The 11920-nt window shown below is 58.5% G+C and carries 7 protein-coding genes and 1 pseudogene; 7 read left to right on the top strand and 1 reads right to left on the bottom strand.

Going from position 1 to position 11920, the window contains the following annotated elements; translation table 11 throughout:
• Positions 1 to 8: 8 nt before the first annotated feature.
• The 6 genes from uraD (at position 9) to IB213_RS04120 (ending at position 9803) form a co-directional block, all read left to right on the top strand.
• Positions 9 to 1778, top strand: a complete 1770-nt coding sequence (gene uraD, locus IB213_RS04145) for a 2-oxo-4-hydroxy-4-carboxy-5-ureidoimidazoline decarboxylase (protein ID WP_192405491.1) — start codon at positions 9 to 11, stop codon at positions 1776 to 1778.
• A gap of 26 nt (positions 1779 to 1804) precedes the next feature.
• Entirely contained in the window at positions 1805 to 3082 is a 1278-nt protein-coding gene (locus tag IB213_RS04140; RefSeq protein ID WP_192405490.1) for a M20/M25/M40 family metallo-hydrolase, read from the top strand.
• 450 nt (positions 3083 to 3532) lie between these two features.
• Entirely contained in the window at positions 3533 to 4843 is a 1311-nt protein-coding gene (locus IB213_RS04135; RefSeq protein WP_192405489.1) for a C4-dicarboxylate transporter DctA, read from the top strand.
• Positions 4844 to 4848: 5 nt separating this feature from the next.
• The gene (locus IB213_RS04130) at positions 4849 to 5526 is read left to right on the top strand and encodes a GntR family transcriptional regulator (protein WP_191723536.1); all 678 of its coding nucleotides are present in this window, start codon (positions 4849 to 4851) and stop codon (positions 5524 to 5526) included.
• Between the two features lie 295 nt (positions 5527 to 5821).
• Positions 5822 to 7309, top strand: a complete 1488-nt coding sequence (locus IB213_RS04125) for a nucleobase:cation symporter-2 family protein (protein WP_191723535.1) — start codon at positions 5822 to 5824, stop codon at positions 7307 to 7309.
• A 196-nt stretch (positions 7310 to 7505) separates the two neighbouring features.
• A complete protein-coding gene (locus IB213_RS04120; RefSeq protein ID WP_191723534.1) occupies positions 7506 to 9803 on the top strand; it encodes an NADP-dependent malic enzyme in 2298 nt (765 codons plus the stop codon).
• 139 nt (positions 9804 to 9942) lie between these two features.
• On the opposite strand, the gene IB213_RS04115 is transcribed toward IB213_RS04120, so the two are convergent.
• Positions 9943 to 10596 carry a flavin reductase family protein gene (locus tag IB213_RS04115; protein WP_192405488.1) on the bottom strand — a complete coding sequence of 218 codons (654 nt, stop codon included), beginning with the start codon at positions 10594 to 10596 and terminating at the stop codon, positions 9943 to 9945.
• Positions 10597 to 10714: 118 nt separating this feature from the next.
• Here IB213_RS04115 and IB213_RS04110 point away from each other — a divergent pair.
• Positions 10715 to 11743, top strand: a pseudogene (locus IB213_RS04110) (ABC transporter substrate-binding protein).
• Positions 11744 to 11920: the final 177 nt, after the last annotated feature.

Here is an 11920-nt window from a genome sequence, read left to right as displayed (position 1 = left end):
GAAGCACCATGGCACTGACCCTCGAACAACTCAACACTGCCGATGCTGCCAGCGCCGTGCAGATGCTCGATGGCTTGTACGAACATTCACCCTGGATTGCCCAGAGCGCGCTGTCCCAGCGTCCGTTTACGTCGCTGGCCCACCTCAAGCACGCCATGGTGCGGGTGCTTGAGCAAGCGGGTGTGCAGCCGCAGCTGGACCTGATTCGTGCCCACCCGGAGCTTGCAGGCAAAGCCATGGTGGCCAAGTCACTCACAGCAGAGTCGACCAACGAACAAAACAAGGCAGGCCTGACCCAGTGCACGCCCGAAGAGTTTGCACACATCCAGCAGCTGAACGCGGCCTACAACGCGCGCTTTGGCTTTCCCTTCATTCTTGCAGTGCGTGGCCCACGCGGCACGGGACTGCTCAAGCAAGAAATCATTGACACCTTTGCGCGGCGCCTGTCCAACCACCCTGACTTTGAACGTGCTGAAGCCCTGCGCAACATCCACCGGATTGCGGAGATTCGTCTCAACGACAAGTTTGGCTATGAACCCACGCTGGGCAACGACGTCTGGGACTGGCAGGAAAAACTGGCCCAGCACAGCGAACCCGGCTATATCGAAAAAGGCCAGCTCACCGTCACCTACCTGACCGATGCACACCGCGCCTGCGCCCAGCGCATCAGCCACTGGATGCGCGACTGCGGCTTTGATGAAGTCGAAATTGATGCCGTTGGCAACGTGGTGGGTCGCTATAAACCTGCTCAAGATGGCGGCAAGTATCTGCTGACTGGCAGCCACTACGACACCGTACGCAACGGCGGCAAGTACGACGGCCGCCTGGGTATTTTTGTCCCCATGGCGTGCGTGCGTGAGCTGCACCGCCAAGGCAAGCGCCTGCCTTTTGGCATTGAAGTTGTAGGCTTTGCCGAAGAGGAAGGCCAGCGCTACAAGGCCACCTTCCTGGGCTCTGGCGCGCTGATCGGCGACTTCAAGCCTGAATGGCTGGAACAAAAAGATGCCGACGGCATCACCATGCGCGAAGCCATGCAGCACGCAGGCCTGTGCATTGACGACATCCCTAAAATTCAGCGCGATGCTGCGCAATACCTCGGGTTTGTGGAAGTACACATTGAGCAAGGCCCCGTGCTCAATGAGCTGGATATTCCACTGGGCGTGGTGACCTCCATCAATGGTGGCGTGCGCTACGTCTGCGAAATGATCGGCACGGCCAGCCACGCAGGCACCACCCCCATGGACCGCCGCCGCGATGCCGCGCTTGGCGTGGCCGAGCTGGCTTTGTACATGGAGCAGCGCGCCGCGCAAGATGGTGACAGCGTGGCCACCATAGGCATGCTGCAGGTGCCCAATGGCTCCATCAACGTAGTGCCTGGAAAATGCACATTCAGCATGGACATGCGCGCACCGACCGACACACAGCGCGATGCCATGGTGAGCGATGTACTGGCCAAGTTCGAAGAAATTGCCCAGCGCCGTTGTCTGCAGACCAAGCAAGAACTGGCCATGAAGGCCGCTGCTGCCCCCAGCAACCCGGCATTGCAAATCTGCTGGGAAAAAGCTGTGGCCGCGCTGGGCGTACCTGTCTACCGCATGCCCAGTGGCGCCGGTCACGACGCCATGAAACTGCATGAAATCATGCCCCAGGCCATGTTGTTTACGCGAGGCCTGAACAGCGGCATCAGCCACAACCCGCTGGAATCGACCACCAGCGACGACATGCAACTGGCTGTGGATGCATTCAGCCACGTGCTGGCGCAAATGAGCGCCCAATAAACCACCACCCATAAGAGACAACAAGAATGACCCAAGACCGCCAAGCCACCTACGCCGCACTGGATGCATGGATTGACCAGCACTTTGACGAGCAAGTGCAGTTTTTGCAGGCCCTGGTACAAGTGCCCACCGATACGCCCCCAGGCAACAATGCCCCCCACGCTGAGCGTACGGCAGATCTGATTGAGGCCTTTGGCTTTAACGCCGAAAAACACGTCGTGCCTGCGCAGCAGGTGAAGGACTACGGCATGGAGTCCATCACCAACCTGATTGTGCGTCGCCCCTACGGCACACCGGGCGATGGCGGCAGGACCATTGCACTGAATGCCCACGGCGATGTGGTACCACCGGGCGAAGGCTGGAGCAAAGCCCCCTACGGTGCCGAGATTGAAGACGGCAAGATGTTTGGCCGCGCTACTGCGGTGAGCAAGAGCGACTTTGCCACCTTTACCTTTGCCGTACGGGCGCTGGAAGCCGTAGCCCAGCCCACCAAGGGCACGGTAGAGCTGCACTTCACCTACGACGAAGAGTTTGGCGGACTGCTGGGCCCAGGATGGCTGCTGGAGCAAGGTCTGACCCAGCCTGACTTGATGGTGGCGGCAGGCTTTAGCTACGAAGTGGTCACCGCACACAACGGCTGCCTGCAGATGGAAGTGACGGTACACGGCAAGATGGCCCACGCCGCTGTCCCCCACACCGGGGTGGACGCGCTGCAAGCGGCCGTAGCCATCATGAACGGCCTGTACGCTGAAAACGTCAAATACCAGCAGGTGCTGTCCAAGGTGCCCGGCATCAAGCACCCGTATGTGAACATTGGCCGCATCGAAGGCGGCACCAATACCAATGTGATCCCCGGCAAGGTCTCACTCAAGCTGGACCGCCGCATGATCCCCGAGGAGAACCCCGCCGAGGTAGAAGCGTCCATCCGCGCCGTAATTGCCAAAGCCACAGCAGATTTCAACGCCCAGCACGGTTATGCCGGTGAAGATGCCGTGCGTGTCGACATCAAGCGCCTGCTGCTGGCCAACGCCATGACCCCACTGGCAGGCAATGCACCGCTGGTCAATGCCATTCAAAAGCACGCTGAAGCTGTCTTTGGTGAAAAACCACCGGCAGTGGGCACCCCGCTGTACACCGATGTACGCCTGTATGTGGAGCGCGGCATACCCGGCGTGATCTACGGAGCAGGTCCGCGCACCGTGCTGGAAAGCCATGCCAAACGTGCTGACGAGCGCCTGGTACTGGAGGACCTGCGTCGCGCTACCAAAGTCATTGCCCGCAGTCTGGTGGATTTGACGGCCTAAACCGACTGTCACTTTGAACGAAGAAAGCCCCCAGCTGTTACCAGCTGGGGGCTTTCTTCTTTTTGGCAGCGCTGAAGATGTCATGGCGGCCGTATATGCAGCGCAGTGCGCTATTGCTCTGGGCAAAGAGCGTGTCCAGGCGCCCTGTGATGGCACGTGAAAGCATGTGCACTCACTGCTCACTGTTCACTACTCGCCAACACAGTAGCCACACACACAAACACCATGCACGCGTTTGAACAGCACGCAGGCAACACTGCACGGCGATGCTGGCATCACAACCGGCAAGTGCAGCCCTAGCGGCAGCACAGCCGCACACCCCGAACGTCCCCTCGCTAACCCGCGTTCACTGCACGCCACAGTTTGCGTGCAAACCCTCGTGACCTTGGCATCAATCTTGAAGACATTTCTTGTATACAAGATTTGGACATCAAGACTGCGAGGTTCTCCATGCGCTTTTTGAAATCACTGTTTGGACAAGTACTGCTGGCACTGGTTGCAGGTGTCGTCATCGGCCTGGCTTGGCCTGATACAGGCATCGCCCTGAAGCCTCTTGGCGATGGGTTTATCAAGCTCATCAAGATGCTGATCCCGTTGATCGTTTTCTGCGTGGTGGTGCATGGCATTGCGGGCACAGGCGATCTCAAGCGCGTGGGCCGCGTTGGTGTCAAATCCCTGATCTACTTTGAAGTTGTCACCACCATCGCGCTGGCGCTGGGCTTGCTGCTGGCGGTGTGGTTTCAACCCGGGGTAGGCATGAACGTGGACCCCAAGGGACTGGATGCCTCGGCCATGAGCGCCTATGCCAGCAATGCTGAAAAACTGGCAGGTGGCGGCACCGCAGAGTTTTTACTCAAGCTCATACCCACCACGGCAGTCAGCGCTTTTGCCACCGGCGATGTGCTGCAGGTGCTGCTGTTTTCCATCTTGTTTGGCTGCGCCCTTTCCCTGCTGGGTGAGAGGGGGCGCAAAGTCACGGGCCTGATCGAAGATTTGTCACTGGTGCTGTTCAAGACCATGGGCATTCTCATCAAGCTGGCCCCTTTGGGTGTGCTCGGTGCCATCGCCTTCACTGTGGGCAAATACGGCTTGGGCTCCCTCAAGCAGCTGGGCATGCTGGTCGTACTGTTTTACAGCGCTGTGCTTATTTTTGTGTTTGGGGTGCTGGGGCTAATTTTGCGTTTTTCAGGCTTTAGCCTGTTCAAGCTGCTGCGCTATCTGCGCGAAGAACTGGCCGTGGTGTTTGCCACCACATCCTCTGACAGCGTACTGCCGCAGATCATGGCCAAGCTCAAGCACATGGGCATCCGCGACTCCACCGTGGGGCTGGTCATACCCACGGGCTATTCGTTTAATCTGGACGCATTTTCCATCTACATCACCATGGCGGCAGTGTTTATTGCCCAGGCGACCAACACGCCAATCACCATGACGGATTTGCTGACCATTCTGGCCATTTCCCTTCTCACATCCAAAGGCGCACACGGTGTACCCGGCTCAGCCATTGTGGTGCTGGCAGCCACGTTGCAAGCCGTGCCAGCCATTCCGGCCATTGGCCTGGTGCTGGTGCTGTCGGTGGACTGGTTCATGGGCATTGCCCGTGCACTGGGCAATTTGATTGGCAACTGTGTCGCCACCGTCGCTATCGCTGCATGGGAAGGTGATATTGATAAAGCGCGGGCACACCAGGTGCTCAACGGAGAAACGGTGCCCGCACTTGATCTGCCAGAAGATCTCGCCCCCATCCCTCATCTAACATAGACCCCATGCAACGCCCTACGCAATCCATCGCTCAGCTCGTCGTCCAATCCATTCTGGCGCGCAAACTGCAGCCCGGAGAGCGTCTGGGCGAGCAAGCCCTGTCTGATGTGTTTGGCGTTAGCCGTACGTTGGTGCGCGAGGCACTCATGCAGCTTCAAGCGCGCGGATTTGTCAACGTGCATCCACGCCGTGGCTGGTTTGTGGTTGAGCCATCCGTGACTGAAGCGCGTGATGCCTTTGCTGCGCGCCGCGTCATTGAAACAGGCCTGCTGCAAGAGCAAGGCCGCCCCTTGCAGCAAGTGACGCGACAGTTGCGCCAGCACATTGCCCAGGAGCAAGCGGCCCTGGAAGGCGTAGACCCCGCAATGCGGGCCTTCTTGCTGGCGGATTTTCATGTGTGTCTGGCGCAAAGCATGGGCCACGATGCCTTGAGCCAGATCCTGCGCGATCTCACGGCACGCACCACCCTGGCGGCCACGCTCTATCAATCACAGCAAGATGCGAATTTGTCGTGCCAACAGCACGAAGGCATCGTACAGGCCCTGGAAGCGGGCGACACACAACTGGCTGCGCGTCTGCTGCATGAGCATTTGGCAGAAGTCGAGCAATCACTGAACCCCGACAATGCCCAGCCTCACGATCCATTGCGCAAACAACTGCAGCCCATGGATCTACCATCCTAGTGATCACAGGAATGCCAAAGGCGTGCACAGCTTCTGCCATGCGCTTCATTGATCACCTGCAGTGCGTTTTATTTTTCACATTGCAAAAAAGATTTTTGCACTTCAAAAACGTTCACCGGGCTTTTGTTGCGATATCCCGCTAACAGCGGGCAAACCCTATCAGGACAGGCATCAAACAGGGGTTTTGGAGCGGCTTCTTTTTCCTCATTTTGTATACACTTTTTGTATGGAGCGTTGTGCACAAGCAGGTGCATTTCTCTCTGTCAAATATACAAAGGATTCCAAGGAAGACGCCATGCAAACTACCGTCCACCCTGTCGATGAAAAACTGCCTTTAGGGCGGGTCACTGCACTAGGCTTGCAGCACGTGCTCGTGATGTATGCCGGTGCAGTGGCTGTACCACTGATCGTGGGTCGCGCACTCAACTTGCCCCCTGAACAGGTGGCCATGCTGATCTCGGCGGACTTGTTTGTCTGCGGTCTGGTCACCTTGATTCAGGCCATGGGATGTACACAGTGGTTTGGCATCAAGCTGCCTGTAATGATGGGGGTCACCTTTGCAGCCGTAGGACCCATGGTGTCCATGGCGCAAAGTACAGGCGGTCATGCAGGAGCCGGGCTGATTTTTGGTGCGGTCATTGGTGCAGGCATCACCTCCATGCTGATTGCTCCAGTCATCAGCCGTTTGCTGCGTTTCTTTCCTCCAGTGGTCACCGGCACCATCATTACGGTGATCGGTATCAGCCTGATGCGCGTGGGCATCAACTGGATTTTTGGCAACCCTGTGGGCCCAACCGCACCCGCCGTGCCCAACCCTGAGCACCTCAAGTGGCTGACAGAAGCACAGGCCATGGCAGGAGCTCCCGGCTCGGCCCTGTCACCCATTCCCAAGGGGCTTGCCGTTGTTCCCACCATCCCCAACCCGAAATACGCCGACCTGACTGGCGTTGGCATTTCCGGAATTGTGCTGCTGACCATCTTGCTAATTGCACGCTTTGGCAAGGGATTTTTTGCCAATATTTCGGTGCTGCTGGGCATCGTTGTGGGCGGCGTCATTACCGCAGCCATGGGACTGATGAACTTTCACAAGGTGGCTGAGGCCAAATGGTTCAATCTGGTGCTGCCTTTTGAGATTGCCACCCCGGTGTTCGACCCCATACTGATTTTGACCATGACCCTGGTGATGATCGTGGTGATGATTGAATCCACCGGCATGTTTCTGGCACTGTCTGAGATGACAGGCAAGAAGATCAGCCAGGACGAACTGACCCGGGGTTTGCGCACCGATGGTCTTGGCACTTTGATTGGCGGTATTTTCAATACGTTCCCCTACACCAGCTTCTCGCAAAACGTGGGCTTGGTCGCTGTCACGGGCGTGATGAGCCGCTGGGTGTGCGTGGCTGGTGGCGTAATTTTGATTGTGCTGGGTGTGCTGCCAAAAATGGCCATGCTGATTGAATCGTTACCCACCGTGGTGCTCGGTGGCGCCGGCCTGGTGATGTTTGGCATGGTGGCCGCCACCGGCATCCGCATCTTGTCGACCGTCGACTTCAAGCACAACCGGAACAACGCAATGATCGTGGCCGTATCGATTGGTGTGGGCATGATTCCACTGGTTGCCCCTAACTTTCGCCAGTGGATGCCCCACGCGATTCACCCCCTGATTGAATCCGGTATCCTCTTGGCCTCGCTCGCTGCCGTGCTCCTGAATGTGTTCTTTAATGGCGCACGCGGCGATACCCAAGCTGTCATCAATGCTGCGCGCCAGGCAGACGCCCACTAAAGCGTTTTGCCTCCTCCCCAGGCCCGGCCATCACCGGGCTCCACGAAACCCCTGCCCACTCCGCAGGGGTTTTGCGCCTGAGACGGCGCTTGTTGCAGTGCACAAGCGTTCATTGATTGGGAGTTCGAGACCTAGGGTAAGCTCTAGGTCGGCAAGCCTTTTGGCTTGATTTGCCAGATTCACGAGATATTTTTGTATGACGCAAACCCTGTCCACCGCTGAACAAGCTCTGCGCGATGCAGCGCGTGAGTACCACTGCACCCCTAACAAGGGCAAGATTTCGGTCACCCCGACCAAGCCGCTGTCCAATCAGCGTGACTTGTCGCTGGCGTACTCGCCCGGCGTAGCCTACCCCTGCCTGGACATTGAAGCAGATCCATCCAAGGCCTTCGAATACACCGCCCGTGGCAACCTGGTGGGCGTGATCACCAACGGCACCGCGGTGCTCGGTCTGGGCGATATCGGCCCGCTGGCTTCCAAGCCTGTGATGGAAGGCAAGGGTTGCCTGTTCAAGAAGTTCGCTGGCGTTGATGTGTTTGACATCGAGCTGGCTGAACGCGATCCCGACAAGCTGATTGACATCATCGCTTCGCTGGAGCCCACACTGGGTGGTATCAATCTGGAAGACATCAAGGCGCCAGAGTGCTTCTACATTGAGCAGGAACTCTCCAAGCGCATGAACATTCCGGTGTTCCATGACGACCAGCACGGCACCGCCATCATCTCCAGCGCAGCCTTGCTCAATGGTCTAGAGCTGGTCAACAAGAAGATTGATGAAGTCAAGGTTGCCGTCTCCGGCGCTGGCGCTGCTGCCATTGCCTGCGTGAACGTCATGGTGGGCCTGGGCGTCAAGCGCTCCAACGTCTTCATGTGCGACTCCAAGGGCGTGATCTATGAAGGCCGCCCCGGTGGTCTGGATGCCTCCAAGGCCCAGTACGCACAAAAGACCGACGCCCGCACACTGGCCGATGCCGTCAACGGCGCTGACGTGTTTCTCGGTTGCTCCGCCGCTGGCACACTGACTGCAGACATGGTCAAGACCATGGGCAGCCAGCCCATCATCCTGGCGCTGGCCAACCCTGAGCCAGAAATTCGCCCTGAGCTGGCCAAGGCCGTGCGCCCCGATTGCATCATTGCAACAGGCCGCTCGGATTACCCCAATCAGGTCAACAACGTTCTGTGCTTCCCCTACATCTTCCGTGGCGCACTCGACTGTGGTGCCACCAAGATCACCGAGAGCATGAAGCTGGCTTGCGTGCGCGAAATCGCCGCGCTGGCCAAGCAAGACGTGAGCGATGAAGTTGCCGCCGCCTATCAGGGCAAGGAGCTGAAGTTCGGCCCTGACTACCTGATCCCCACACCTTTCGACACACGCCTGATCTTGCGCATTGCGCCTGCGGTGGCCAAGGCTGCTGCCGAGTCGGGTGTTGCTACTCGCCCGATCGAAGACATCGAAGCCTACCGCGAGAGCCTGTCACGCTTTGTCTACCAGACCAGCATGTTCATGCGCCCCGTGTTTGCCGCCGCCAAGCAAGACTTGCAGCGCGTGGCCTATGCCGAAGGTGAAGACGAGCGCGTGCTGCGTGCCGTGCAAGTGGTGGTGGAAGAAGGCCTGGCCAAACCCATCTTGATTGGCCGCCCCGCAGTGATTGCTGCGCGCGTTGAAAAAGCCGGTCTGCGTCTGCAACTGGGTGTGGATGTGGAAGTCTGCGACCCCGAAGACGACCCACGTTTCCGCCAGTACTGGGAAACCTACCACCACCTGATGGGCCGTGAAGGCGTGACGCCTGAGACTGCCAAGGCTGCCGTGCGTCGCTCCAACACCCTGATTGCAGCGCTGATGGTCAAGCTGGGTGATGCCGACGCCATGTTGTCTGGCCTGGTGGGCCGTTTTGACCGCCATCTCGATTACATCGAAACCGTGCTGGGCCACCAGACCGGTGCCGACCGTCTGGCCACCGTCAACGCCGTGATGCTGGAAAACCGCACCCTGTTCATCGCGGACACCTACATCAACGAAGACCCCACCGCTGAAGAGCTGGCACAGATTGCCAAGATGGCCGCTGATGAAGTGGCGCGCTTTGGTCTGCCGCCCAAGGTGGCATTCCTGTCGCACTCCAACTACGGCTCTTCCAGCCGCAAGTCTGCGCTGAAGATGCGCGCTGCGCGCAACCTGTTTGCCGCTGCCAACCCCGGCATCGAGTGCGACGGTGAAATGCATGGCGACGCCGCTCTGGACGAAAACGTGCGCCACCGCACGCTGCTGGACTCGAGCCTGACAGGCGAAGCCAACGTGCTGATCTGCCCCAACCTGGATGCGGCGAACATTCTGTTCAACGTGCTCAAAACCACGTCCGGTCACGGCACCACCATTGGCCCGATCTTGATGGGTGCCAACGCTGCTGCCCACGTGCTGACACCGTCGTCTACCGTTCGTCGCCTGGTGAACATGACGGCACTGTCTGCCGCTCAGGCACAGGCCCGCAAAGCCTGATCGCAGCGCAGTTGCTGCCCGTAAAAAAGCCCCTGGCCTGCGCCAGGGGCTTTTTTTTTATAGAAGCGCTTATCGCTTACCAGTACTTGATTTCAGATATAAAAGTATCTGAAATCGTTTATCAGATTGCGATGTGCGCTCACATTTCATCAATGGCAGTGGCTGCACTGCCCGGCTGCATTTCGGCCTTGCCCTCATTGGCCTCGATCGCAAAGCGCTCGCGGCAGGTGACGTAAAAGCTGGCACCAAAGCGACCCACCGGAAAGTAATCCTGCAGCTTGACGCGCCACTTTTCGGTGTCCACCAGCCCATCGCGCACCGCCAGCCATTGCACGCGGCCAATGAACACGTAGCGGCTGTCAGTTTCCAGCAGCTCGTGCAGCACACACTCAAAAGCGACCGGGGCTTCAGCAATGCGCGGCACTTGCACGGTTTTGGAGGCCACGGTACTCAGCCCGGTGTAGGTCAGCTCGCTCTCGGTCACGGGCAGCCGGTCACCACAACGGTGCATGGCGGCGGCAATCGGCTCATCGGCCAGATGCACCACAAACTCTTTGGTGCGCAAAATGTGTGCAGCCGTGTCTTTCAGTTGCCCGTCTTGCAGCTTGTTCACGCTCAGCATTACCACGGGCGGGTCTTCGCCCACCATGTTGAACATGCTGAAAGGTGCGGCGTTCACCGTGCCGTCTTCGCTCAGCGTTGTCACCAAAGCAATCGGGCGCGGCACGATCAGGCTGGCCATGAGCTTGTAGCGTTCGTACACGCCCAGCGTGGAAAAGTCGATTTCTGTCATGCAACGGTCCGTTCATTGTCGATGCGGCAGTGCCGCAACTTGCATGCCAATTGTGTATGCAATGCAGGCATTGATCTTGCTCAAGCGGTGTGTCATCCACCCTTTGAATGCACCACCCATGCGCAAACGCCAATTTCTGCAAACCGCGGCAGCGGCCCTGCTTGCCTGCTCCGCCCTGTCCAGCGCGCAAGCGCAAACCACGCCGCTGAAGTTCCAGCTGGACTGGCGCTTTGAAGGCCCAGCCGCCTTTTTTGTGCACCCTGAGCAAAAGGGCTACTTCAAAGAAGTGGGCCTGGATGTGAATGTAGAAGCTGCCAGCGGCGCAGGTGCCATCCAGCGCGTGGCATCGGGCACGCACGATCTGGGCTTTGCCGATTTGGCGGCGTTGATGGAGTTTCACGCCAACAACCCCGAAGCTCCCATCAAACCCGTGGCCGTCATGGTGATCTACAACACCACGCCCGCATCGGTCATGGCGCTGAAGAAATCGGGCATTACCAAAGCCGCAGATTTGACCGGCAAGAAAATGGGCGCGCCCATTTTTGATGCAGGCCGCCGCACCTTTCCCCTGTTTGCACAGGCCAACGGCGTAGGCCCAGTGCAATAGACCACCATGGACCCGCCGCTGCGCGAAACCATGCTGGCACGCGGTGAGCTCGATGCCGTCACCGGCTACACCTTCACCAGCCTGCTGAACCTGGAAGCGCGCGGCATCCCACGCGAAGACATTGTGGTGCTGCCCTACGCCACACACGGCGTGCAGCTGTACGGCAACGTCATCATTGCCAGCCCCAAGCTGATTGCACAAAAGCCCGAAGCCCTGCGCGCCTTCCTCAAAGCATTCGCCAAGGGCACCAAAGAAGCCATTGCGCAGCCTGAAGTGGCCATTGCCTCGCTCAAAGCCAAAGATGGCCTGGTCAAGACAGATCTGGAAATCAAGCGCCTGAAGCTGACCATTGAAACCGCCGTAGACAGCGAAGGTGCCCGCAAAGAAGGCTTTGGCCGCCTGAAACCTGAGCGCCTGAAGCTGATGGCCGAGCAAGTGGCTACGGCCTACGAAACCAAGAACCCCATTCCTGTCGATGCCGTATGGAATGGCAGCTTCTTGCCCAGCGCCGCTGAACTGGATGTGCTGCCCAAACGCTGAACATTCCGGGGAAAATTGACGTAAGTGAAGTGACAGGGCCTGCTGCATGCAGGCCTTTTTCATGCGCTACTCAATCATGAGCTGTCAGCGCCTGATGAGGTGCATGCTTCAGATCAAGGCACTGCGCTGGTGCCGTTGCTGATAGGCGGCGAAAGCGATGCCGCCATGGCCATCCAC

The organism is Comamonas sp. CMM02 (assembly GCF_014851485.1).
Classification (GTDB): domain Bacteria; phylum Pseudomonadota; class Gammaproteobacteria; order Burkholderiales; family Burkholderiaceae_C; genus Comamonas; species Comamonas avium.
The sequence above is the reverse complement of the archived record's forward strand: the minus strand, read 5'-3'. Positions and strand labels throughout refer to the sequence as shown.